Origin of the sequence: Herbivorax alkaliphila, assembly GCF_030848475.1 — a bacterium.
Lineage (GTDB): Bacteria > Bacillota > Clostridia > Acetivibrionales > Acetivibrionaceae > Herbivorax.
The window spans coordinates 25,108-50,215 of the sequence record NZ_JAVDDS010000018.1 but is presented as its reverse complement, the minus strand read 5'-3'; the positions used below and the strand labels follow the sequence as shown (position 1 = coordinate 50,215).

Below are 25,108 nucleotides of genomic sequence, written 5' to 3'. Positions count from 1 at the left end.
AGGTTATAATATAATTAACCTACAAGACTATAAATTATTTAAATTTGTAGGTTAAGGAGTGTATTTATTATGGCAATTATAAAAGACATGTTAAAAGAAGAACTCGAACGGCTTAAACAAATGGAACAAAGTTATATGCAAAAAATCGATTCTTTACCAAAAGGAAGCATTGTGAATAAAAAAATAAATAATAAAAATTATTCTTATTTAGTCTATAGAAATGGGAACAAGGTATTGACTAAATATATTAAACCTGAAGATTTAGATGATATAAATAAAAAAGTTCTTCTACGAAACCAATACAAAAAGGATCTTAAAGAAATTAGAGAAGATATGAAAATTACTAAAAAGGTGGTTAGAATGTGAGTAAACAAAAAGACGTTTTCTGGGAAGTTATTAAATTATTCTCTCAATATAATTTGCTTGATAATTTTATTATTATAGGTAGTTGGGCTGAATACATTTTTGAATTGTCTTACTATAAAAACAAAGGCTTTATTTCAAATTTAAAAACTATGGATATGGATATTTTGATTAAAAATTTACGACAATTCAAAACTAATATAAGTCTTCCCTCTATCCTTAGCGATCACGGTTATATATATAATGAAGATCCCCTAACGGGTGTTTCAAAATTTTATAAGTCTGCGGTAATAGAATTAGAGTTTATTGTAAGAGAAATGGGTAAAGGAAAAATTGAACCTTATAAAGTCGATTCTCTTAATGTAAAAGCCGAAGGATTAAGACATCTTGATATTCTTTGTGATAATTCCATAAAACTTGAAGTAAATAACTTTAGTTTATGGATACCAACACCACCTGCATATATAATACACAAACTGATTATCAATAAAAATAGAGATATCAAAAAAGAAAAAGACATTCGGGCAATTAAGAATCTTCTTGAATATGCATTTAATGATGAAGGGGAAATAAATCAACTAAAAAATATTTATTATAATTTATCAAAAAACAATACAAAAAAAGTTAATGCAGTATGCAAAGAAAATTTAATTGAACTTTATCCATGCTTTAATTTTGATAAGTAACTTTTACAATATTACATAAACGTCAAAAATGAATATTTAGATTTTCAACTAAAACTACTTTTAAATTTTGAAAGTAGTTTTTTGTTTGCCAAAAAAATCGAGGAGGAATCCCCATGAAAAAGATTGCTGTGTTGAATAAATTATTAAAAACTACTTAGAGGTGTTATTATGAACCATAAGGCTATGAGTCTTAAATCAAAAATCAGAAATCTTGCAAAGAAAAAAGATATGTCTGCTCAAGTTGTCCTGCAAAACTATATGTTTGAAAGGTTTCTTGAACGATTATCAAAATCAGACTATAAGGATAATTTCATTCTAAAAGGTGGTATGTTAATTGCTGCACTAATTGGAATTGACAATCGGTCAACAATGGATATGGATGCAACGATTAAGAACTATCCAATTAATAGTGATTCCTTGACTAAGGTAATTAAAACAATATGCAATATAGCTATAAATGATGATGTGTCTTTCTCTTTTTTAGACATAAATAAAATACGAGAAGATGATACATATGGTGGTTTTAGAATTAGTATACAAGCTAATTATGATACTATAGTCACACCTATGCAAATCGATATAACAACTGGCGATGCAATTACACCAAAAGAAATCTTGTATCAATTAAAGATGATTTTTGAAGAAAAAACTATCGATGTTTGGGCATACAATATTGAAACTGTATTAGCTGAAAAGATTGAAACCATTTTAAGAAGGGGAGAATTAAATACAAGGCCAAGAGATTTTTATGATGTATATATTTTAAATAAAACCCAATCTTATAATGGTACTGTGTTTTCTGAAGCATTAAAAAAGACTTCAGTTCATAGAGAAACAACTCACATTTTTAATGAACTTGAAAAGAGAATCGAAATACTTGAATCAAGTGAAAGTTTGAAAAAAAGATGGAGCAAATATATCATAAGAGGAAAAATAGCTATTTACAGGCTCTAGACTGCGAAACTTAAGTTTCTGGAATATTTTTAAACACGATTTTAAATTCACCCATAATCAAAAGCAACAAAAAAAGCCCTTGAAAAACTTCAAAACCTTTTACTTTGGAGCCCTCAACCGGGCTTGAACCGGTGACCTCATCCTTACCATGGATAGTATCAAGGTTGGCAAAGCTAGTTATTTAAAGGCCTTTGAGCAACACAAAAATTAAAAACAACCCATTCACAAACCATGTAATGAACTTATAGAAATGTGGTAATCTTCAATTTTTGTACTGCAAAGAAAAAGTACACACTGTATAACCAATTATATGAATTATAATTTTTTACAAATATACTTATTCAAGTTATAATATAAGTATGGTATAATTAATTAATAATCTACTTATAGAAAAACTTTAATATCAGGAGGTAAAAAGTCATGTTAACAGATAATGCAAATGGTTTAAATATACCTGATGAATTTATACAGATTATTGATAAAACCGGATATGGAAAATCTCTAAATGAAAAATTTAGGCTTTCTTTATCAATAGGACTGTTTGTTGATAAATCAGTTACACTTGAAAAAGCAGCAGAGCTTGCAGGTAAACCCTTGGCTAATTTTATAGATATTTTAGTAAGTAGAAAAATTCCCTGGATGGAGTATACAGACCAACATGTTGAAGAAGATGACTTTGCAATAATGAAATATTCAGAGGAGAAAGGGCATAATGAGTAAAATAATTAGCAACACTAGTCCCCTTATTGCACTATCAATGATTGGCAAGCTATATTTGTTATGGAATTTATTTGATGTTGTATATATTCCTAATGGGGTATTTTGTGAAATTATAAATTCAGAAAACGAAGTTGATTATGGAAAAAGAGAAGTAACATCTGCAGTGGATGAAGGAAAAATTAAAGTTTACAGTGTAAAAGATGAAATATTGATAAGAAAAATGATTGGTAGAATGCATAAAGGAGAAATTGAAACAATAGTTGGTGGAAGTGAGTTAAATGTCGATTTTGTTCTGATTGATGAAAAAACAGCAAGAAACGGAGCAAAGTCTTTTTTATTGACTCCAATAGGAACATTAGGTATTTTAAGGATTGCAAAACAGGAAGAAAAGATAGATAAAATAAACCCTTTTATTGACGTATTATTAGAAAAAGGATACAGAATATCGCAAAAATTATATGAAGACATTTTAAAAAAAGAAAATGAAATCTGAAAATATTCCAATCAGTTGGATTTAATTAATACTTCATTTTAGAATTTTATAATTTTGTATTTATAACCAAAACTATTTTTAATTTTTGAAAGTAGTTTTTTGTTTGCAAAAAAAACGAGGAGGAATCCCCATAAAAAAGATTGCTATGTTAAATGTTGGCAAGAGTACAATATCTGTTCAGTTCTCTCATGATTTAGCCAAGTTAGGATTTAAAGTACTTCTAATTGACTTAGATGGTTAAAATGACTCAAGCCTATTTCTAGGCTTTTCAGATGACCTTTACCAAAAGACCTTTTACGACTTCGTAGACAGAAGAAATGCTTCAAAAATAGAGGACTGCATAATAAAGGCAAGAAACAATTTAGACCTCCTCCCTAGCAGCCACATAGAAGAAATAAATGCAGAATTTCATAGAGCATCAAGAATTGACATCATACTAAAGGAATATCTCCAAGACCTTGAACACTTCAAGACCTTTTACTTTGGAGCCCTCAACCGGGCTTGAACCGGTGACCTCATCCTTACCATGGATGCACTCTACCTACTGAGCTATGAGGGCATTATTTGAAACAAAACAATTATAACATTTATATTTTAATAAGTCCAGTTTAAATTTTATGTTTTAGAGTTAAATATATGGATATATATTTAACAAAAGAAAAACTAAGGAGCTGATTTTATGAAAATATTGATTCTATTTTATTCTGCTTATGGTCATATATATAAGATGGCAGAAGCTGTTGCAGAAGGAGCTAAAGAAGTTGAAGGTGCAGAAGTTGTTTTAAGAAGAGTCCCTGAAACTCTTTCAGAAGATTTATTAAAACAAATTGGTGCTTTTGATGCAGCAAAAACCTTTGAACATATACCAGTTTGCACTGTTGATGAATTAACCAGTGCTGATGGAATTATATTTGGAACTCCAACTCGATTTGGAAATATGGCTGGTCAAATGAGACAGTTTTTAGATGGAACAGGTGGTTTGTGGGCAGAAGGTGCATTGGTCGGAAAAGTGGGCAGTGTCTTTACGAGCACAGCAACACAACATGGAGGTCAAGAGTCAACTATTTTAACTTTCCATACCACTTTGCTTCATCACGGTATGATTATTGCAGGACTTCCTTATAGCTTTAGTGATCAAACTACTTTAGAGGAAATCACAGGTGGATCTCCCTATGGTGCCACAACTATTGCAGGTGGAGATGGAAGCAGGATGCCATCTGAAAGGGAGCTGGCTGGAGCTAAGTTTCAAGGAAAGTATGTAGCTGGCATTGCAGCTAAATTGGCAAAATAATTTTAAAAGATATGCCCCCCATATGGAGGGCATTCTTTTTAATTTTCTACAGGAAACTCATTCATTATTTCAAGTAGATACCTTTTTAAAATAGTGGCATCTGTAGAATCTATAGTGCCGTCCCCGTTTAAGTCTGCTGCCTGCTCACCAAAAGCAGTAGGAAAACTATCTGTAATCTCTAATAAATATCTACTCAATAAAATATAGTCATTTGAATCTACTTCCCCATCTCCATTAATATCACCATATATAAAATCACTCTCTAAAGCACCTGTTTTTATTTCATTTATTCTTATAACTTTTGCAGTTCCTGTTCCTTCAAACCTCAAATAATTAATATTTGTCAAATCTGCTCCAAAGTCTGAAAGAGGTATTTTAATATCTTTGTAGTCTGTAGTTAAACTTCCATAGTCTGATAATGGAACACCTCGGTCTGTACCATCATTTAAAATAATATCTAGGGATGTCTCTTCGCCTCCTGAGCCTCCCTTTATATTTAACACTAGGTGGCTGTAAGAAGAAATATCCCTGTTTATATATGTATCAAATGATTCAGGACTATTTCCACCATCATAAAAGAAATATAGGTTGGTGTTAGCTTCTAAATTGTAAATCCCTCCATTTATTACAATATCCTCTCCAAGGTCATTTTTACCCGAATCCCACTGAGAAGAACTGTCAAAATCATCTATAACCAAACCCTCCGCTACAGGTGGAGTTGGTGTTACCACTGGTACTGGTACTGGTCGCTCTGGTCTTGGTGGTGGTGATGTACATTCTGGTATTGGTCGTTGTTCCCAATTCATAGCTTCTTCAGCTGTTAATGCTGCCATAGAATTTGCCTCCACTTTAATGGCTTTTCCATCTGAAAATAATACTGTTACTGGAGAATCATTATAGTTGTAGGCAACATATGTCCTTTCCCCGTCCTTGTTAAACACAGCATAAACAGGATGATTTGAAGTTACATCTCTATCAACATTCCCAACAGCATTAAAATTGTGTATCCAGTGATAGGTATGTGCTTTGGTATTTCCAGCTTCCAGCCAATTTGAATCATCATCAATTCCTGCATTCATCTGATTTATTGCATCAGATGGATTTGACATTGCACGGTACATCCAGATTAAATCATCCCACAAAAGCCAATCTGTAGATTGACGGCGATTTAGCAAATCTGTATAGTTTCTATCCACATATTCAGGATAATGTCCAAGATACAAGGATCCTCCATGTAGTGGAAGCCAATTTATGCCGTGAATTTCCTCTGGATTTTCTGACCACCATGTGCCATTAACCAACTTTCCACCCCACACCATGGCAATTTGATCATGGGGATAATCGCTGTGAAAATTACTCTGGTGTACGTCAAACCAATACTCGTTAATTGCATGCATTTCAGTTGTATATAAATATATTCCTCTATCTCTTATTTCTGTATTTCCTGTTGCTTCTCCCCACAATATCATAGCTGTCCATGCGTTCATTGCCTCTGATGAAGACTCCTGATTGTTTCCATCTCCAAAGTTTGCATTACCTGAAGCCCAGGAATGTCCCGAATATGAATCAAAATTTCGAAGATAGGGAAATAAATCATCGTCTCTGCCTCCTGCAAAATCACTTATCAACAATTCTACCATGCCTCCCCAGTTGGACTGGGACGCCCAATTAGAATCAAGTCTGGCAATTTCTGCTGCCGCTTTGACATAGTAGCCAAAGTGAAAGTGATGGTCATTTATTAAAGGGCCACTTCCATGACTGTCCTGATAGCCAATCATTGTTCCCCATATGTCATTGTAATAAAAAACTGTGGAATCTTTAAGATTTCCATGATAATCACTTGCTGTAAACCAGGTTTCAAGACCTTGCTTTATTCTATTGTGAAATGCATTTAAAGCTTCCGTATTCCCCAACTGTTCTGCAATTGGAGCTAAAACTGCTGCCTTACCTAATTCCTTCCCTACATTGTAAGTGTCAACAGCTAAATTAGGAGTATTCCCAGCTTCACTGTTTATATAGTTATTTAAACGCTCTTTTTCATATGTACCCAGATCAGGAAGCGTTGGCAACACTCCTGTATACTTCATTTTTGTTTGAAAGCCGTTTCCTTTTCCAAGTCTCATTTCACCTTTTACAGTTTCATATGAATAGTTTAATAAATCACTGTCTGTATGTCTCCATTGGTGAGGATACAGTGCAAAAAGTGTTCCTGTTTCACTTCCCTCTTTTACCTCTGTTGTATATGTAAAAGTTGTGACAACTTCACCTCTATCCTCATTGTACACAAAATCTGCTTTTGTATCTGTTACATGGGAATAGGCATATTGTGTGAATTTTGAAAGAGTCTCTTGGCTGTTATCTGGCAATAATGCCACTGAAAAATAATCACTATTACCTAAATTATTTGTAAGTGTTGTAGTCCCTATACCTGACCAAGTAGATCCTTCTGGACCAAATAAGCCATAATGCCTTTCATTTATGGTAATACCTAGAACTTTTGAATTGGCATCTCCTGACCATATATAAGGAGCTCTTCCAAATGTCAATTTTGGATTTCCACCTGCATAGTCAAAATAAAGATATGGCGAACCTGAACCATATGTTACTCTCATTGAATTAGAGCCGCTTGAAAATAAATTAGTAACAAACCAGTCACTGTAACTGTCAACTTTTGTGTCTGGAAATGCATTTACAGAAGAATGACCTATTGTGAAATCATCAGAGGTATCCTCTGGTAAGTTCATCCAACCAGCTATGGCATTTTCATTGGCAAATATTGAAGAACCGGGATAATACACCTGAATTCCTTCCTCTTTATTTATCATGCCAAGGGGATGAGGATGCTGACGCTCTGAGTACTGTAAAAACGCTGTTGAACTCCACCAATCATTTGTTGACATAGGCCCTTTTACATTGCCTGTCCTATATATTGTCGATTGGGCATTTTCCGCACCTGAAGGTAATACAGTGGAATAACTTCCCTCTCCTACTTTCACTTCTCCTTCAAATGCTGATACATTGTTTTGCAAAAACAAAGAGGTGGTGCAAAACATTACTAAAATACAAATTATTGCATTAATCTTTTTAAACAAAAAAACGCCTCCCTATATAAAAATTTTATTTTTTTATAAAACAAATTCCCCATCTTAACCCAAAATTTTATTTATAATAGCAAATTCGCTCATTTCAAAATATACATGTCTACAAAAAAATTATATCATATACCATAAGTTGCTACAATCTAATTGGTGTGCTTTTCAAAATATATCCACATAGTTTTTACAAATGAAAAAGTGAACTAGTTTAGCTAAAGCTAAACATGGAGGCTTCAGGCACCACCCTAGTTTTTCTTCCTTGTATTTGAATACACAAAAATGCTATAATCTTAATATTAAAAAATAGCTTGTAAAGGATTGTTTATATTGAGAATACTGAAGGGAAAAACAATACTCGAAGATTTTAATTTTGATAAAATAATTAATAATTATGACTCGGTCATTGTTGATATTGGGACAGGCAATGGCAGATTTACCTATAAAAATGCTAAAAGTAATCCAAACAATTTTTATATCGGCATTGACCCTGTTGCTGAAAATATGACGGAGTTTTCATCTAAGTCTATAAAGAAGCCAGCTAAAGGGGGAATTACAAATGCTTTGTATGTAATTGCAGCAGCTGAAGATTTACCCTGTCAGCTGGATAATAAAGCTGATAATATATATATAAACCTTCCATGGGGAAGCCTTTTAGAAGGAGTGGTAAAGGGAAACAGTGTTATTTTAAACAATGTTGTTAAAATTGCCAAACCACCAAAGGCCGATGTTGAAATATGGTTTACATACAACAACCTTCATGAAGCAGGAGAAATGAGCCGCAGAGAACTGCCAAACTTGTCTGTTGAATATATAAAAAGTAATCTTATTCCAATATACCAGTCCTGTGGAATTGATATTGTAGAAACTGACATTGTAACAAATGAAGATTTAAAAAAATTTGACACCCAATGGTCAAAAAGGCTGGGGTTTGGAAGGGCTAGAGACGTTTTTAGAATAAAAGCTGTAATAAAAAAATAATTTATGTTATAATTATTTAGAAGTAAACTGGTTTAGCTAAAACTAAACATCTAGGCTTTAGATGAAGCCTTAGAATAAGAAAAATAAGAAGGAGAGATAAATCAAACATGAGTATATATAGTCAATGGAAAGAAATTGCGGATAGAGAGAGAAATGAAGTAGAACATAATAAGTTTTGGAATGATTATCTTCTACAGGAAAAAAACACTTATGAGTATATACTTAGTCATCACGATGAAGTTATAGAGGGTACTGTAGGCGAACTTGCCAAAAAGCTTGACATGAAAAATACATATTTTTTAGGTTTCCTAGATGGAATTAATGAAAGCCTTTTAAAGGAGTTGGATCTTGATTCATTAGAAGAAGATTCTCATATAAAATTAGACGTTGACCTTACTGCCCTTTTTTATAATATGCTTGATGCAAAAGCTAACTGGCTTTACACCCTTCAAGCATGGGACAATATCTTTTCAAAAGAAAAACGTGACAAAATGACTAAGGACTATAACAGATCAAAAATGGCTGTTAGCGATAAAGTAGGTAGAAATGAGCCATGTCCATGTGGAAGCGGAAAAAAATATAAAAAATGCTGTGGAAAGTAAGTGAAATATAAGAGCAACTCTTCCTTCTATAAGGTGGCGTTGCTCTTATATTTAGCTAAGTAATCTCTTAATAAGTAACCTAGCAAAATCCCAATGATTTAGATGAGAATTGGCTACTATTTTTTGTCTATTACTAAATCAGTTCCCTTAAACACATCTTTCGTAATAATAATATCCGAAACTTCAAGTTCTTTTAAGTATGAAGAAATCTCTTCTTCATAAGGCTCTATATCTAATAAATTTCCATCTTTATAATCATACACATTTCGTGAACAATTAATATACACATAATCATTTGTAATTATAGAACCATTTCTAAATATTGCATACTGTTCATCTGTATTTAACAAGTCCTTTCCTAATGCATATGGAAAATCAAATCCCATCATATTTGATATAGTTGGCAGGATATCAATCTGTCCACCGATACCACTTAATATCTCTGAGGTTTCCTGATCAGGGTATCTCATCACAAGAGGTACTTTTTGAATCTTTGCCCAATTATCTTCCCTGTCTTCTATTTCTAAAAATTCAAATAATTTATCTGCATGTACTTTAGGAATAGCTTTGTGGTCTCCATATAAAACCAACAGACTGTCATTGTATAAATCACGTTTTTTAAGTTCTTCTATAAAATAACCTATGCACTCATCGGCATAATTTGCCGCCTTAATGTAATTTCCTAAATAAGTTCCCTCTAGCTCTCCAACATCATATTCAAAATCTTCAAAGTAATCATAAGGGTGATGACAAGAAAGCGTTACAAAAAAACCATAAAAAGGATTGGATGTATCAATTTTATCAATAGACTGCCTGAAAAATGATAAATCGCTTAACGCATCCCCCTGCCATCCTGCAAATTCATCCATTTCATAGTCTTTGGCACTGAAAAAATTGTCAAATCCAATAGCTTCGTACATTTCATTTCTATTCCAAAAGTCTTTGTCAAATCCATGAAGAGAATATGTATCATAGCCCTTATCCTTTAACGTTAACGGCAGAGAATGGTAAGTATTTTCATAAAATCTATAGTATACAGCTCCTTCTTCCACCGGGTAAAGGGAAGTATTAAATAAAAACTCCGCATCTGACGTATTTCCTCCTGCCGTTTGATAATATATATTGTCAAAATAAAGACTGTCATCAATGAGTCTGTTTAAATTAGGGGTTATTTCCTCCCCATTTATAGACTCTCCTATTACAAAGCTTTGTATAGACTCCATTTGAACTATAATAAGGTTTTTGTCTTCTGCAACGCCAAAATATCTATCCCCTGTTCTACTCTTGTTTTTATCTTTAAACATATCTTTTATCATATTTTTCTTATCCTCTTCGAGGTCACCACATCTAAATATATTTTCCCTTATAAATGATTTTGTGCTGTAAAAGTGAGAGTAAAACACTCCAAGATTTTGAGTAGAATAGTTATTACTGTACGCAAATGTAGTAACTTCTGCTTTTGGGTAAACAGTTAAAAAAGTTACAAGACCTATTGTCAATAAAGTTAGCGATCTTAATGCCCTTTTACGAAACTTTATCTTTTCTACTCTTTTATTTAAAATAATAAGCCCTGCAAACATTATAGGTAAATCCGCAATAAAAACTATGTCTTTTAAATTAAGAAGACTTGGTACACTCTGATTGACTGTATTCATTATTCTGCTATCAAGATTATTAAACACAGGTATGCTTATTAAATCATAATAGTACCTAAAAAAATTAGTATCTGCTATTAACAATACAGTTAGCAGAAAATTAACAATAAATAAAGCAAGTATTCTTTTTCTATTAAATACTAACGCTACAAGAGCAGATATAATCAAAATAATTGCAAAAGATGATAGCATCATCATTAAATTTGTAAATGATAAATACGGTCTGCTATTTAACTGAGTGGCAAATTGAAAATAGATACATTTCATCAAAACAGCAAAAATAAAAAGAACCCAATATAATGTCTCACCGTAGTGTGGATTCTTTTTTATAGTTTCAATACTTTTTAACATAACAAATATGACCCCTGTTCTATAATTTTATACATATTAAAGTTTTACTCCCCTAAAACTTAATAATTACATTGTATAATTTATCTACTATTTTACAATAAAGCATATAATAAAGCTATTAATATTTTATGAACATTTTATTAATAATTTATTAATAATTTCCTATTAAATATAGGGGACATGTTATTTAAGTGACCGAAAAAACATGAAAGTATGAAAGAAACATTGTGGAGCAAATTATAGAGCATGTTAATACAACGTGGAAGAGGAGCGCAATCTTTTAAGCATTAGCGAGTTTTGCTTGGTATAATCCACTCAATGAACTTAACATAATATCTTGTAATGGGAAGAAATACTACAGCACTTACTATATTAAAAACAGTATGTGCATTTGCCACCAATCTGCTTTTGTCCTGACCTATATAACATGTGATTTCCTGTATCATTCTCGTAAATGGTATAAAAAATATAAGTGCCACAAGTACTCCGATTATATTATAAAGTGTATGTGCCCACGCAGTTCTTTTACCGTTTATCCCCATTTTAAGACTTGCTATTTGAGCAGTAATGCATGTTCCAATGTTATCACCAAATGTCAGTCCTAAAGCTGTTGCAAAGCTTATTAAGTTAGAATTAAAAAGAGCTATTGTTATTCCTACCGTTGCACTGCTGCTGTGTACAATCATTGTACTTATCATTCCGATAATAATACCCACAAGCCAATTTTGACCATATTTTTGAAATATTTCATGAACAACAGTGCTTTGCTCTATACAGGACACACTTAAATTTAAAATATTAAAACCCGAAAACATAAGCCCTAAGCCTAAAAGTGCAGAACCAAAGCTTTTTGAAGATTTTTTTTTGGATATACATTTTAACAGCACACCTAAAAGAACAATTATATATGCTGTTTTATTAACTTTTACAGACATAAGCTGTGCAGTAATTGTTGTTCCTATGTTTGCACCATATATTATTCCAACAGCCTGAGATAACTTTATTAATCCAGAATTTACTAGCCCCACAGTTATAACTGTCACCGCTGTGCTGCTTTGAACTAATGCTGTAACAAAGGTACCTGTTAAAAAAGCTGAAAAAACTTTTCCTGTAAACTTAAAAAGCAGCTTTTTTATTACCTTTAAATTTGCACTTTCAAGTCCACTGCTCATCAAATTTACACCATACATAATTAAACCTGTTCCAACAACAAAATTTAAGATAATTAAAATCATAACCAAAATTTCTCCTATATTATTCAAAGACCTCATTTTAAGGACTAGGCATTTTATCCCTGCTATAAAGATAATTATTTTAATTCTAAATTAGAACAGCTTTTTAAAGAATAATTTCCCAACCCCAGTCATAGATTATATTAGAAGATACCATCTTAAACTTGGTGACAAATATGTTTTCATTACCGAGCAATATAATATACAATTTTTTAATATCCTTTGGGGTAATTGTTGGTGCCAGTCTTTTAGCAGGAATAGGTGCCCTGATTAATGACCACCCACCTTTAAAGACTATGTTTAACATAGCAAGTTCAGTTAAAATATGGGCTGTAGCAGTTGCTTTAGGTGGAACTTTTTCTTCCTTCGAAGTAATTGAAAAAGGCATATTTAGAGGTGAGATTAAATCAATATTAAAGCAAGCTATTTATGTCGTTGTAGCAGTTTTAGGAGCAAATATGGGGTATGGGTTTATAAGACTAATTCAAAAATGTGGGGAGTCAATGATAAAATGAAAACAGTAATAGTTAAATTTTTAATTTGCTCTATAGCAGGCTTGCTAACAGGAATTTTAATTGGCTGTACAGTGATGAGCGCTTTAATTAGTTATAGAATTGACAGTTATCACGAAAAAATTGTGTCTTTAGAAAATGTAATAGAAGAAAGCGAAATAAAATATAAAAAACTAAAAGAATCGTTGGAAGAGTTGGATAAAGATAAATTTATAGTAAAGGACATTTTAGTATACCTAATTTACGATGACATTGAAGAAGATACTTTTGATAAAATTGAGTTTGAAAAACATATAAAAACTCAATATAAAAATGTCTTAGGAAAAGAAGTTAATTCTCTTGATTTAGAACTTTTAGTAGAAGTTGTAGATAGAGACGTTTTTATTATAGAAAAAGATCAATACAGGCTCAGAGTTGACAGAATACTTTTATCAGATGTATTTAAGATATGGGTAACTGTTAAGATGATTTAATTAAAAGTGTTAACAATTATTTAATTTTTAAAATAACTTATTGCAAAACACCTTAAAATGCTGTTTAATATAAATATATTAAAAATAAAATACAGTGTATGAGGTGGAGAGAAATATGTTTAGAAAAATATTTTTTGTTTTTTTAATTATGGTAACTTTGTTTAGCACAGCATGTGACTCAAAATTCAGTGATTCGGATTTAGAAAAACACGCTGGTGGTAAAGAAGACATTACAGAGCCAAAAATGGAATTTGAGCAGCTTAAGATTCCGCAGCCTGGTGAAACCATTGCCGTTATGACTACAAGTATGGGGGATATTAAAATTAGACTTTTTCCCGACATTGCTCCAATGGCTGTTGAAAATTTTACAACCCATGCACAGGATGGATACTACGATGACTTGATTTTCCATAGAGTAATGGATGATTTTATGATTCAAGGCGGAGATCCTTTAGGTACTGGTACTGGTGGAAGGAGTATTTGGGGGGAGCCTTTTGAAGATGAGTTTGACGATTCAATTCGCCACTTTAGAGGAGCCCTTTCTATGGCAAACAGTGGCCCTAACACAAATAACAGTCAATTTTTTATAGTACAAAATAAAGAAGTAGGTGCTGATTCATTAAGAGCTGCTGGACAGGCTGGAGCCAGCCGGGAATTATTGGAAAAATACTATCAGGTTGGAGGAACTCCACACCTTGATGACAATCATACGGTATTTGGACAGGTTTATGAAGGTCTAGATGTTGTAGATGAAATAACTTCTGTTGAGGTGGATGGAAGAGACAGACCAGAAGAAGAAATAAAAATAATAAGCATTGAAATTAAAGAATTTGAATAACAATATATTGAGGGCAAATTTAAGGCTGCAAAGGCTATAAAATAAATCCTTTGCAGCCATTTTTCTTGTAATAAACCTATTTCAGCTTTAGACAAGAAAATTGTACAACAAAAACCTTACTATAAAGATTTTATATATACTCAATTTACTTTTAGAAATTTATCTCTTACAATTTTTAAATTATATTTTTATTGTTTGATAAAAAATACACCAAATGCAACCTATGAATTGGTTTCTTCAAGATGTTTTTCCAACTTACGTTTTACTCTCTGTAATGCATTGTCTATAGACTTTACATGCCTGTCCAAATCTTTGGCAATCTCCTGATAAGACTTTCCTTGTAAATATGATGATAAAACATCACATTCTAAGCCACTTAGAACCTCACCCATTTTTGCCTCAATACCTGAAAACTCTTCTCGATTTATAACCATTTCTTCAGGGTCGCTAATATTTTCTTCACTTATTACATCCATAAGTGTACGATCAGATTCCTCATCAAATATAGGCTTATTAAGTGAAACGTATGAATTCAATGGAATATGCTTTTGTCTTGTTGCAGTCTTTATTGCAGTTATAATCTGCCTTGTTATGCAAAGCTCTGCAAAGGCACGAAAAGATGAAAGCTTGTCCACTTTAAAATCTCTTATTGCCTTGTAGAGACCTATCATACCTTCTTGAATTATATCTTCCCTGTCTGCACCAATAAGAAAGTAGGTTCTTGCCTTTGCTCGAACAAAACCCCTATACTTATCGATTAAATACTCGAGGGCCTTATGATTACCAGCTCTACTATCTTCAATTATTTCTTCATCAAGCATAGTGCTAAAAATTTTCACTGTTTCCATTTGCGCGTTTGACTTCAAAATAACGCCCCCTTTTGTTTTGTTAGCTATAAGGTTTTAAGGCTAGATATACAGAATAGAATTATTATGAAAAACTGAATACAAATAGAATCAGCAGTTTTTCACCTAAAATCAAAACACACCCATAAGCATTATACACTAGAGCACTTCATGTGTCAAGTATGGATATTTATTTTTTATTGCCTTGATTTCCAAACTATTGTATCTATTCATCAATGCCTTCTCACTTTTTTAAAATTTTATGCTAAAATATGTTATACCACTGGTCAAGTTTTTTAAAATATACCCTTCTATATGATTATCGGCATTTTTAATTTTTATTGTATAGATAATTTATAACTTATCAAAAATTTCTTTCCATACACCTATACTTAAACAATAAATAAACCCTTAGGCCTCTAACCCCTCAATATTAATTCTTTCACTTGTTTTAAAACTTCAAATTCACACTTTTAGTTGAAACTAAACATAAAACCTCTGAATGTTAACTTGCGTACTAGCTTTTTTTAAAGATTTCTCTGTTTAACAATCTCATACATAATTACCGCTCCTGCCACAGCTACATTTAAAGAAGATATCTGTCCCTTCATGGGTATGTTTACAACAAAGTCACATTTTTGAGAAATAAGCTTACCCATTCCCTCTCCTTCACTTCCTAAAACCAATGCAACAGGCCCTTTTAAATCGTTTTGATAAAATGCTTTTTCTCCAGAAAGATCTGTTCCCACAATCCATATATTTTTCTTTTTTAAATATTCCATAGTTTGTGCAATGTTGGTAACTCGTGCTACCGGTACATATTCGATGGCACCTGCTGAGGCTTTAGAAACCGCAGCATTAAGTCCCACGGCTCTTCTTTTGGGAATAATCACTCCATGAACACCAACTGCATTAGCAGTCCTTAAAATGGATCCTAAATTATATGAGTCCTCTATCCCATCAAGTATGACAATAAAAGGATGCTCCTCTTTTAATTGTGCTGCCTTTAAAATATCATCAATATCTACGTAATCCTTAAAGGCAACATACGCAATTACACCTTGATGGGCATGTGTAGAAGAAATTTTGTCTAAATTCACCCTGTCTGTTTCCTGTACTACAATTTTTTTTTCTCTTGCCAAGGCAATTATATGTTTTATAGAACCTTCTTTGTTTCCTTTTTGAACTAAAAGCTTATTTATGGTTCTATCTGCTTTTATCGCCTCTAAAACAGAATTTCTTCCTTCCAGTATATCGGCACCAAAGTCTTTCTCTCTGCCTTTATCATAATTTTCCACTCTGTCCTGATTATTAGATTTTTTTCTATTTAAATTTTTTTTATTCTTCACCATAATATTTTTATCACCTGTTCTATATTTTGCTAAATTTACTTTCTTAAAAAATATAGAAGGTTATTTACCTTCTAAAACGGCTATTTCAAGTATATGCATTAAACGATTATAATTTTTTTTCAAATATAAATATCCTATCAGGGCTTCAAAACCTGTAGCATATTTGTAATCAGTTACATTGGCATTTTTAGGAATGGTTCCTGATTTTGAATTTCTCCCACGTCTTACAATATTAAGCTCTTCATCATTTAAAGACTCCTTTATCCTGTGTAGTATATCTGATTGAGCCTTTGCCTTCACATAATTAATAGATTTTTTATGGAGTAGGTGCACAGGAACATTTCCTTTGCTTACTAAAAATGTACGCACAAAAACCTCATACACAGAATCACCTATATATGCCAGTGCTAAAGGAGATAAACTGTTTATTGCACTTTCTTTAAATTCAAACTTATCTAAAAAGCCATTGTATTTTTTTTCAATCATTTTTTACCTTCTAACAAAATAAAATTTTTTTATTATCTGTATTATATACTATCAATGGCTTTAAGTAAACCTCCCTCATTTATTATACACTACTTTCACTCCCTGCGGAGTGTCCTCTAAGGTAATTCCCATAGATTTTAATTTATCCCTTATTTCATCAGCCTTTCCCCAGTTTTTCTCTTTTCTTGCCTGCTGTCTTTTTTCAATTAGTTCTTGAATTTCCCCATCAATACTTTTCTCTTTTTTCTTTAACCCTATTCCTAAAACTTTTCCCAATTCATTTAAGTGAGAATATGCTGCCTCTATTATTTCCCTAGACGAATTAGAATTAATACTTGAATTGATTTCTTTTACCATATCAAAAATTGCAGCAATTGCATCAGCTGTATTAAGGTCATCGTCCATAGCTTTTATAAACTTGTCCTTTAAACTCTCAAATGCTTTCTCAGTTTCTCTTTCAGGATCAGATACTTTTAAACTTTCTGCATTTTCTCTTAAATATTCTAAATTATCAATACAGTTATAAATTCTTTCCAATCCATTTTTAGATTGCTCCAAAAGTTTTTCACTAAAATTTATTGGGCTTCTGTAATGAGCAGAAAGCATAAAAAACCTTATTACTTCATAGTCAAACTTTTGTACAATATCTCTTACTGTAAAGAAGTTTCCTGCAGACTTAGACATTTTTTCATTGTCCACATTTATAAATCCATTGTGAACCCAATACTTTGCAAAAGGTTTTCCATTTGCAGCTTCACTCTGGGCAATTTCATTTTCATGGTGGGGAAATATTAAATCCTGACCCCCACTGTGTACATCTATTGTATCACCTAAATATTTGTTCGCCATTGCTGAGCACTCAATATGCCATCCTGGTCTTCCCTTTCCCCAAGGACTTTCCCAATAAGGCTCCCCAGGCTTGCTGTTTTTCCACAATACAAAGTCCATGGCATCTCTTTTTCTAGAATCAACCCCTATTCTAGATCCAAGTTCAAGGTCTTCTATTGACTGATGAGATAATTTTCCATATTCTTTGAATTTTTGAGTGTCAAAATATACCTCTCCATCTACACTATATGCAAAACCTTTGTCTTCAAGTTTTTTTATAATTTCTATTATTGCATCTATATTTTCTGTAGCTTTAGGATGAACGGTAGCCTCATTAATACCAAGCCCCTTTGCATCTTTAAAATATTCATCAATGTATTTTTGAGCAAGTTCCTTTACCGTTGTTCCCTCTTCATTTGCTCTTTTTATCAGTTTATCATCAATGTCGGTAAAGTTTTGGACAAAGTTTACGTTATATCCTTTAAATTCAAGATACCTCCTTAATGTGTCAAACACAATAAAAGGTCTTGCATTTCCAATATGAAAATAATTGTATACTGTTGGCCCACAGGAATACATTTTAACTTGTTTTTCATCAATAGGTTTAAAATCCTCTTTTTTTCTTGTCAGTGTATTATAAATTTTCATTTTTATCTCCTTCCCCATTTTCGTCACACTCTTTTTTCAATATTTTTTTAGACAATTTAAGTGTTCCATCATCCATATCAATTCCATGTTTTTCTGACAATTGTTTCTCTAAATTCTCAAGCTTTCTAAGAAGCTTGCACAACTCTTGAGCCACTGGATCACCTATATGTATCTGGTCAAGCTCAACTGAAGGTACAATTTTCCTATCCCCTCTCTTTACAGCTTTTCCTGGCACACCAACCACTGTAGTATTTGGTTCCACTTCATCTAAAACTACAGAATTAGCACCTATTCTTGAATTGTCCCCAACTTTAAAGGGCCCTAGTATCTTTGCTCCTGTGCTTATAAGTACATTATTGCCTACTGTAGGATGTCTCTTGCCAGTATCTTTTCCTGTTCCGCCAAGAGTCGCATTGTGATATATAGTACAATTATCACCTATTTCTGCCGTCTCTCCTATAACAATTCCCATTCCATGGTCTATAAAAAGTCCCTTTCCTATTTTTGCACCAGGATGTATTTCTACACCAGTTAAAAACCTGCTAATTTGGGAAATAAAACGAGCAATAAAAAATAATTTTTTACAATAAAACCAATGGGCAACTCTGTGAAAACACACAGCATGAAACCCTGCATAAAGTATCATAACTTCAATAATTCCCTTTGACGCTGGATCTCTTTTAGAAATCAGCCTTGCATCTTCAATAAATCTTTTAAACATAAATAAAACCTCTCACATTCTAACTTATATTACATCGTATTCTCAACGCCCACAATCTGTTAATTCGTCAAGATTTTGCCCTTGAGAACACGACGTTATTTCTAATAGATTATCTATTATATGAATAATTTCACTATACTATTATCAAAAAAACCACCCCTCTATAGTTTAGAGGCGTGGTTAACCGCGGTTCCACTCTAATTGGAATAATCCATCTTCAAAAGCAATAACGGTGCCACTCCGTGAAAACCTACTACTTTATTAATAAAAGCTTCAGCTTTCCAACTCCTTAAGTGCACTTCACCCAAACATTGCCTTAAAACTGCTCCCAGCCTCTGACAGTTTCTCTCTTACAAGGTTATAATGAGATACTCTACTTAAATCATCATCTTTAACTTACTTTTATATTATTTTATCAAAATCATTGCACAAAGTAAATAGATAAAAAATCGATGACCATATTGCTTTGCTGGGCAAAGTTTCTTCCATATTTTCATTCACATAAATAACATGCACCCAAATCGATGAGTGTATATAATAAAAAAACGAGGCCATTGCCTCGTCTTTTATTTAATAATTTATATTTTTAAACATCTCTTTATAAAAATTTATCCCTAATCCAATTTACACGCTTAACTATTTTTTCTCTGCCCAAAACAGGTATTATGTCAAACAACTCCGGGCCATGCATTTGACCCGTCAGCATTACACGAATAGGCATAAATAGATTTTTCCCCTTTATACCTGTTTCCTTTTTAATTACTTTAAATATATTATTTCCAAATTCCTCATCTATAACCTCTGCTTCATTAACTTTTAAAATTAATGCATCCATCAATTGAGGAACCTGCTCTCCCTTTAGTATCTCTAGAGTTTTTTCGTCTTCTGGAGATATTTCATCATCAAAAAACACACTTACTTTTTCTCCAATCTGCCCTACATACTCCAAACTGTGCTTTACAGACTTAACCATCTTTTTAATCCATTCATATGTCTTTTGGTCAATATCTTCATCTATCAACTCCGCCTTTTTAAGGTGCGGTACAGCCATATCAGTTATTCTTTCAAGGGATGCCTCTTTTATATACTGTGAGTTCATCCAATTGAGTTTTTCATTATCAAAAACCGCTGGGTTTTTAGATACTCTGTCAAGGGAAAACTGAGATATCAATTCATCAATTGTGAAAAACTCTTCCTCAGTTTCAGGAGACCACCCCATAAGTGCAAGAAAATTCACAATTGCCTCTGGTAGATATCCTAAATCCCTGTATTGTTCGACCCATGTAGCTCCATGCCTCTTACTCATTTTAGTTCTGTCATGCCCTAAAATCAGTGATACATGTGCAAATTGAGGTTTTTCAAGCCCTAAAGCATCGTATATTAGAATTTGACGCGGCGTGTTGGAAAGATGCTCCTCAGCCCTTATTACATGAGTTATACCCATAAGGTAATCATCAATTGTAACTGCAAAATTATACACTGGGATACCATCAGATTTTACAATTATAAAGTCTCCTACTCCATTACTGTCAAACTCAACATGTCCCCTTACCTTGTCATCTATTTTTATAATTTCATCCTTTGGAACTTTTAATCTTATAGTAGGTTTTCTACCTTCTTTTTCATATCTTTTTATATCATCTTCAGTAAGATTTCTACACTTACCTGAATACCCAAGCATATCTGAATTTTTTTGCTCAAGAAGCTTTCTTTCCTCTTCCAGCTCTTCTTGGGTACAATAGCAATAGTATGCCTTATCTTCTTCTAAAAGCCTGTCTATATATTTTTTGTATATCTCTCTTCTTTCTGTGGACCTATACGGTCCATTTTCTCCCCCTGAATCTATACCTTCATCCCAATTAATTCCCAACCACTTTAAATCATTTATTATAACCTGCTCTGATTCAGTTGAAGATCTTGCCAAATCAGTGTCCTCTATTCGAACTAAAAATTTCCCATTATTTCTCTTTGCAAATAAATAATTAAATAATGCTGTTCTAGCTCCTCCAATATGTAAATGCCCTGTTGGACTCGGAGCAAATCTAACTTTTATCATTTTTTATCTTCTCCTCTCATCACTCGTTCACTTTTTCCATTTTATCATAGTTATTATTATATTTAAATACTGTTATTTATACAGGTGTATTATATATTAAGGTGGAGAACAATATTTCTTCTATATTTTCATTCACTTTACTAATATGCACCCATTTATACAGAGTACATGTCATTTATGTAAAGAAAAATATTCCACAAACTAAAGTTTTTGAAATATTTTTCTTTGGCTTTATTTGGATATTGCTATTTATACAATTTGAATAATTATAATAATATTAATCAATAATAATATTGATAAAGGCTCACAAATTTTAAGCTTTTAAAATTATTTACTCATTTGAAAGGAAGTGATTTTGTGGCAAATTTAAATAATGCACGAGCAGAAACTTTTAATATTACACATTTTATAATAAGAGTTGTTGTAGGTACAGTTGTATTGGCAATTACATCTTATATGACTCAAGGTTTGACAATAACAGGATTTTGGCCGCTTATTATAGGTGGATTTGTTCTAGCAGGTATAGATTATCTGGCAACAAAAATACTTGGTGTAGACGCAACGCCTTTTGGAAGAGGAATTACAGGCTTTATACTGGCTGCAGCAATAATTTATGCTACTCAGTATTTTGTTTCTGGATTTGTAGTTTCATTTTGGGGCGCAGTAATTGGTGCCTTAATTTATGGTATTATTGATGCTGTTATACCAGCTAAAACCATGTAGATTTATAAAGAACCCCACCTTATAGAAGATGAAGTCTTAGAGTAAGATAAAAGAAAGCCTCCAAATAATGGTAGGCTTTCTTTTATTAATTAATACCCAAAATGCCGTTTCCCTATTTTTCGACACCTAGCCTAAACCAGGTGGGTGTCCTGTTAAAAGTTTCTGCCTTCCCTTGCCGTTGCTCATGCCTCATGGCATAAGTCGGTATTATCTTAGGGCCTGACATACACTTTTAAACTCCAGACTCCCTTACGTCAAATGTAGGTTCAAAATAATAGTCTACTTCGAACATTTCAGGCTAAACCTTATCTAACGGGTTCAAACACATTATAACATTATACAGGCCGTAATTTCAAACAACCGAAAATACTATTTAAAGCTTTTAAGCTAAATATATTAATGTCAGACTTTCAATTTCTTGAATATTCAAATTAATTATAAAATTTATCTTCCTATTTTGTTTTCTCTCGCATAATAAAATAGATATTGCTGTGCAAATCCAGAGAAATTCCCAAATTTATCCTCTGCCATTTTTTGAATATCCTTTAAGCTACATTTCTTCTTAAAGTATAGTTCTTCCATTACTCTTTTAACCCACACATCAGTTGGAAATACATCCTGTTTTGTTCCACTGTAAAGCAAAACACAATCTGCCACTTTAGGACCAACTCCAGCTAATTTCATCAAATAGCTCTTTGCATCATCTGTATCCATTTTTTTTATATCTTTTAGACTAATTATTTCATCATTAATTATTTTTGATGCACTATGTATGTATTTACACCTAAAACCAGCTCTGCATATATTTAAATTTTCAATAGTAGAATTTAATATCTCTTTATACCCTGGAAAAGTGTAATACTTGTTTTGATCCATATAAATTTCTTTTCCATAAAGCTGTGATATCTTTTCAACAGATTTCATTATTCTTGGTATCCTGTTGTTTGCTGATATAATAAAAGAAATTAATGTTTCCCATAAATCCTGCTTTAAGATTCTTATACCCCATCCAAATTTTACTGCACTTTTCATTATTTCATCATCTGTAATCTTTTCTTTAACAGCTAAATAGTCTGTTCCAAGATCAAAGTAATCATACCAGATATTTTTAAAATCCTCTAAACTAGAGTTGTATAGCCTAAGCATTCCATCACTAAAACTAACATTTATAACTCGCTCTTTTGCAACTCCTGTATAGCTTCCATCCCTTTGTCTAATCCATCTAAAACATTGACCACATTCAAAAGTGTGAACAGGGCTAAAATCTTTAACTCCCTCTATTAAAACACTATTGTCCTCTTCAATTATTTTATACCCCTTATATTCCATATTATATCTCCTTACACTTATGATAAATTCCCCTTTTATACTGGGGTTTATTCGCTTAAAAGAATAACTGTATTATATATATATTACCCGAATTTTCTGTTATAATTTAAATTAATACTATTTTTAGAAAGGAATTTATTTATGAAAGAAAAAATCTACACAATACCTGTTACAGATGCATTTAAAACCGACTGCGAATGCCCTCTGTGCGTTTTAGAAAAAACGCTAGAAGATGAAAGTATTGAATATATCTTAGGACCTTTTTTAATGGAACCTGAAGGAAGAATACAAACCAATGAAGAAGGCTTTTGCCAAAAACATTTTGAAATGCTTTATAATACACAGGCAAACAGATTGGGGCTAGGGTTAATAATTGATACTCACCTTTGTGAACAAAATGATACTTTTAAAAAATTATACGACAAAAATGAAGGTGCCTTAAAAAAAGCTTCTGAACTATCAATGATGAAAAATTTATCTGGTAAGCTCTCTTCAAAGCAAACAGATTCGGGAAAATTTATAGATTCACTTATAGAAAAATTAGATGCTTTGGAAAATTCCTGCACAATTTGTAATAGATTAAGCAAGACTATGGACAGGTACATCGATGTAATATTGTATTTATATTTTAAAGAAGAGGATTTTAAAAAGATGTTTGATGAACAAAAGGGCTTTTGCTTAAAACACTTAAAACTTCTACTTAAAGGTACAAAAAAGCACCTTGCTCCAAAAGAAGCTGCTATTTTTGTAGATAAGCTTATGTCCATACAAATTCAAAATATGGAACGTATACAGGGTGAGGTTAACTGGTTTACCAAAAAATTTGATTATCGTTATAATGATGCTCCTTGGAAAAACTCAAAGGATTCACTTATAAGAAGTATTCAAAAACTTGTAAGTTATTCTAAGTTAAAATAGCACCTTTTAATCTTTGTCTTGCTGCTTTTTAGACTCAATAGCTAGGCTTTTAGCTACAATGTTTAATTTCTTAATATTTAAAGCTGTGAGCTTTTCCACCTCATCAATAACCTTTTTTTGTATTTCTCTTAAAAGAGGCTTTATTTTGTATCCATAAATAAGCACCAAATCCATTTCAATATATATGCCATCAGGACGATTCTCTGCTCTAAATCGGGATATTTTTTTTACACCTTCCATGCTTGAAGTAACATGCTCCACAATTTGATATACTGTATAATCGGAAATTGTATAATTTCCCAAATAGCTAAAAGTGGGTCTTACAACAGATTTCTCCCCTACAAGTTGGAAACTCCCTTTTCCTTTTCTTCTAAATATCTGCAAGGGATCAAGAAAGTACCCAGAAAAATCCTTTTTTATTTCAAAAGTAGGCACCGGAATAACATGCTTTCCCTGTTCTTTTCTCGTTGAAAGAGCCTGCTTTATTTCAAACTCTGTTGCAATCTCATGTATATAAATCTTTTCACTTACACTATAACCTAAACTTTTGGCTATGCTCTCAACCATTCCATCAGATGTACCTAAAACAAGCATTGAGTCAGGGTTATAATGGTTTATAGCCATTTTTATTTGGTTTGCATGTTCATCATCTTTAAACAAGGCACGCTTAATAGAACCCACTTTGGTTTTTTCCCTCTTAGCGGAAGTTCCAGCAATTATCTGTGTTCCCCTTATTAAAAGTCCATCATCTATAATAAAATCAATTTCTCTTTCCCTTGCCACCCAAACGGCTCTATGACTTTTTCCTGTCCCGCTTGGTCCCACAAAACCAACAACTTTCAAAGCTATACCTCCAACCTATTAAAATATACCTCTATATAAAAACATTATAAAAGGGAAAAAGAGAGTAGGTCAATACTCTCTTTTTATTTCCCTAAAATATTATCTTTAGTTTTTTT

25 protein-coding genes, 1 tRNA gene and 1 other RNA gene are annotated in these 25,108 nt (G+C 32.3%); 14 read left to right on the top strand and 13 right to left on the bottom strand.

Annotation, left to right across the window (positions count from 1 at the left end; genetic code table 11):
• Nucleotides 1-69 precede the first annotated feature (69 nt).
• From RBH29_RS08420 to RBH29_RS08395, 6 genes are all read left to right on the top strand, one after another.
• A complete protein-coding gene (locus RBH29_RS08420; RefSeq protein WP_306696347.1) occupies nucleotides 70-366 on the top strand; it encodes a hypothetical protein in 297 nt (98 codons plus the stop codon).
• On the top strand, nucleotides 363-1,049 hold the full coding sequence (locus tag RBH29_RS08415) for a GSU2403 family nucleotidyltransferase fold protein (protein WP_306696346.1): 687 nt from the start codon (nucleotides 363-365) through the stop codon (nucleotides 1,047-1,049). Before RBH29_RS08420 ends, RBH29_RS08415 begins: the two co-directional genes overlap by 4 nt.
• Before the next feature lie 168 nt (nucleotides 1,050-1,217).
• Entirely contained in the window at nucleotides 1,218-2,003 is a 786-nt protein-coding gene (locus RBH29_RS08410) for a nucleotidyl transferase AbiEii/AbiGii toxin family protein (RefSeq protein ID WP_306696345.1), read from the top strand.
• Nucleotides 2,004-2,423: 420 nt separating this feature from the next.
• Nucleotides 2,424-2,723 carry a UPF0175 family protein gene (locus RBH29_RS08405; RefSeq protein WP_306696344.1) on the top strand — a complete coding sequence of 100 codons (300 nt, stop codon included), beginning with the start codon at nucleotides 2,424-2,426 and terminating at the stop codon, nucleotides 2,721-2,723.
• Nucleotides 2,716-3,216, top strand: a complete 501-nt coding sequence (locus RBH29_RS08400) for a DUF3368 domain-containing protein (protein WP_306696342.1) — start codon at nucleotides 2,716-2,718, stop codon at nucleotides 3,214-3,216. Before RBH29_RS08405 ends, RBH29_RS08400 begins: the two co-directional genes overlap by 8 nt.
• A gap of 103 nt (nucleotides 3,217-3,319) precedes the next feature.
• Entirely contained in the window at nucleotides 3,320-3,457 is a 138-nt protein-coding gene (locus tag RBH29_RS08395; protein ID WP_306696341.1) for a nucleotide-binding protein, read from the top strand.
• Nucleotides 3,458-3,699: 242 nt separating this feature from the next.
• Here the strand turns inward: RBH29_RS08395 and RBH29_RS08390 are convergent.
• Nucleotides 3,700-3,775, bottom strand: a tRNA-Thr gene (locus RBH29_RS08390).
• A 120-nt stretch (nucleotides 3,776-3,895) separates the two neighbouring features.
• Between RBH29_RS08390 and wrbA the strand changes: the two genes are divergently transcribed.
• A complete protein-coding gene (gene wrbA / locus RBH29_RS08385) occupies nucleotides 3,896-4,507 on the top strand; it encodes an NAD(P)H:quinone oxidoreductase (RefSeq protein ID WP_306696340.1) in 612 nt (203 codons plus the stop codon).
• A 38-nt stretch (nucleotides 4,508-4,545) separates the two neighbouring features.
• On the opposite strand, the gene RBH29_RS08380 is transcribed toward wrbA, so the two are convergent.
• Nucleotides 4,546-7,599 carry a glycosyl hydrolase gene (locus RBH29_RS08380; RefSeq protein ID WP_306696339.1) on the bottom strand — a complete coding sequence of 1,018 codons (3,054 nt, stop codon included), beginning with the start codon at nucleotides 7,597-7,599 and terminating at the stop codon, nucleotides 4,546-4,548.
• A gap of 330 nt (nucleotides 7,600-7,929) precedes the next feature.
• On the opposite strand from RBH29_RS08380, the gene RBH29_RS08375 reads away from it, so the two are divergent.
• Both RBH29_RS08375 and RBH29_RS08370 read left to right on the top strand, forming a co-directional pair.
• Entirely contained in the window at nucleotides 7,930-8,580 is a 651-nt protein-coding gene (locus tag RBH29_RS08375; RefSeq protein WP_306696338.1) for a class I SAM-dependent methyltransferase, read from the top strand.
• Nucleotides 8,581-8,687: 107 nt separating this feature from the next.
• Nucleotides 8,688-9,182 carry an SEC-C metal-binding domain-containing protein gene (locus RBH29_RS08370; protein WP_306696337.1) on the top strand — a complete coding sequence of 165 codons (495 nt, stop codon included), beginning with the start codon at nucleotides 8,688-8,690 and terminating at the stop codon, nucleotides 9,180-9,182.
• Nucleotides 9,183-9,298: 116 nt separating this feature from the next.
• On the opposite strand, the gene RBH29_RS08365 is transcribed toward RBH29_RS08370, so the two are convergent.
• A complete protein-coding gene (locus RBH29_RS08365) occupies nucleotides 9,299-11,188 on the bottom strand; it encodes an LTA synthase family protein (protein ID WP_306696336.1) in 1,890 nt (629 codons plus the stop codon).
• Nucleotides 11,189-11,475: 287 nt separating this feature from the next.
• Nucleotides 11,476-12,423 carry a Na/Pi cotransporter family protein gene (locus RBH29_RS08360; RefSeq protein WP_306696335.1) on the bottom strand — a complete coding sequence of 316 codons (948 nt, stop codon included), beginning with the start codon at nucleotides 12,421-12,423 and terminating at the stop codon, nucleotides 11,476-11,478.
• Between the two features lie 173 nt (nucleotides 12,424-12,596).
• Between RBH29_RS08360 and RBH29_RS08355 the strand changes: the two genes are divergently transcribed.
• The 3 genes from RBH29_RS08355 (at nucleotide 12,597) to RBH29_RS08345 (ending at nucleotide 14,243) form a co-directional block, all read left to right on the top strand.
• The gene (locus tag RBH29_RS08355; RefSeq protein WP_306696334.1) at nucleotides 12,597-12,935 is read left to right on the top strand and encodes a YtrH family sporulation protein; all 339 of its coding nucleotides are present in this window, start codon (nucleotides 12,597-12,599) and stop codon (nucleotides 12,933-12,935) included.
• Nucleotides 12,932-13,405 carry a PHD finger domain-containing protein gene (locus RBH29_RS08350; RefSeq protein ID WP_306696333.1) on the top strand — a complete coding sequence of 158 codons (474 nt, stop codon included), beginning with the start codon at nucleotides 12,932-12,934 and terminating at the stop codon, nucleotides 13,403-13,405. Before RBH29_RS08355 ends, RBH29_RS08350 begins: the two co-directional genes overlap by 4 nt.
• Nucleotides 13,406-13,520: 115 nt before the next feature.
• Nucleotides 13,521-14,243: a peptidylprolyl isomerase gene (locus RBH29_RS08345; protein WP_306696332.1), complete on the top strand. Its 723-nt coding sequence runs from the start codon at nucleotides 13,521-13,523 to the stop codon at nucleotides 14,241-14,243.
• A gap of 221 nt (nucleotides 14,244-14,464) precedes the next feature.
• Here RBH29_RS08345 and sigH read toward each other — a convergent pair whose 3' ends face one another.
• The 6 genes from sigH to gltX form a co-directional block, all read right to left on the bottom strand.
• Nucleotides 14,465-15,109, bottom strand: a complete 645-nt coding sequence (gene sigH / locus RBH29_RS08340) for an RNA polymerase sporulation sigma factor SigH (protein WP_306696331.1) — start codon at nucleotides 15,107-15,109, stop codon at nucleotides 14,465-14,467.
• Between the two features lie 506 nt (nucleotides 15,110-15,615).
• Nucleotides 15,616-16,440: a 23S rRNA (guanosine(2251)-2'-O)-methyltransferase RlmB gene (rlmB, locus tag RBH29_RS08335; protein WP_306696330.1), complete on the bottom strand. Its 825-nt coding sequence runs from the start codon at nucleotides 16,438-16,440 to the stop codon at nucleotides 15,616-15,618.
• Between the two features lie 60 nt (nucleotides 16,441-16,500).
• Nucleotides 16,501-16,926 carry a Mini-ribonuclease 3 gene (locus tag RBH29_RS08330; RefSeq protein ID WP_306696329.1) on the bottom strand — a complete coding sequence of 142 codons (426 nt, stop codon included), beginning with the start codon at nucleotides 16,924-16,926 and terminating at the stop codon, nucleotides 16,501-16,503.
• Nucleotides 16,927-17,001: 75 nt separating this feature from the next.
• Complete coding sequence (cysS, locus tag RBH29_RS08325; RefSeq protein ID WP_306696328.1) at nucleotides 17,002-18,402, bottom strand: cysteine--tRNA ligase; 1,401 nt, start codon at nucleotides 18,400-18,402, stop codon at nucleotides 17,002-17,004.
• A complete protein-coding gene (gene epsC, locus RBH29_RS08320; protein ID WP_306696327.1) occupies nucleotides 18,389-19,123 on the bottom strand; it encodes a serine O-acetyltransferase EpsC in 735 nt (244 codons plus the stop codon). Before epsC ends, cysS begins: the two co-directional genes overlap by 14 nt.
• A gap of 598 nt (nucleotides 19,124-19,721) precedes the next feature.
• The gene (gltX, locus tag RBH29_RS08315) at nucleotides 19,722-21,179 is read right to left on the bottom strand and encodes a glutamate--tRNA ligase (RefSeq protein WP_306696326.1); all 1,458 of its coding nucleotides are present in this window, start codon (nucleotides 21,177-21,179) and stop codon (nucleotides 19,722-19,724) included.
• Between the two features lie 357 nt (nucleotides 21,180-21,536).
• Between gltX and RBH29_RS08310 the strand changes: the two genes are divergently transcribed.
• Nucleotides 21,537-21,902, top strand: a complete 366-nt coding sequence (locus tag RBH29_RS08310; protein WP_306696325.1) for a phage holin family protein — start codon at nucleotides 21,537-21,539, stop codon at nucleotides 21,900-21,902.
• Nucleotides 21,903-21,991: 89 nt separating this feature from the next.
• Here the strand turns inward: RBH29_RS08310 and ssrS are convergent.
• Together ssrS and RBH29_RS08300 are read right to left on the bottom strand one after the other, a co-directional pair.
• Nucleotides 21,992-22,205: non-coding RNA, 6S RNA (gene ssrS, locus RBH29_RS08305), on the bottom strand.
• A gap of 141 nt (nucleotides 22,206-22,346) precedes the next feature.
• On the bottom strand, nucleotides 22,347-23,231 hold the full coding sequence (locus tag RBH29_RS08300) for a DNA-3-methyladenine glycosylase family protein (RefSeq protein WP_306696324.1): 885 nt from the start codon (nucleotides 23,229-23,231) through the stop codon (nucleotides 22,347-22,349).
• Nucleotides 23,232-23,372: 141 nt separating this feature from the next.
• Here RBH29_RS08300 and RBH29_RS08295 point away from each other — a divergent pair, with 141 nt between their 5' ends.
• Nucleotides 23,373-24,149 (top strand): DUF6062 family protein, encoded by a 777-nt coding sequence (locus tag RBH29_RS08295; RefSeq protein ID WP_306696322.1) that lies wholly within the window; start codon nucleotides 23,373-23,375, stop codon nucleotides 24,147-24,149.
• A gap of 6 nt (nucleotides 24,150-24,155) precedes the next feature.
• Here the strand turns inward: RBH29_RS08295 and RBH29_RS08290 are convergent, their stop codons facing one another.
• Complete coding sequence (locus tag RBH29_RS08290; protein ID WP_306696321.1) at nucleotides 24,156-24,992, bottom strand: Asp23/Gls24 family envelope stress response protein; 837 nt, start codon at nucleotides 24,990-24,992, stop codon at nucleotides 24,156-24,158.
• Between the last annotated feature and the right edge of the window lie 116 nt (nucleotides 24,993-25,108).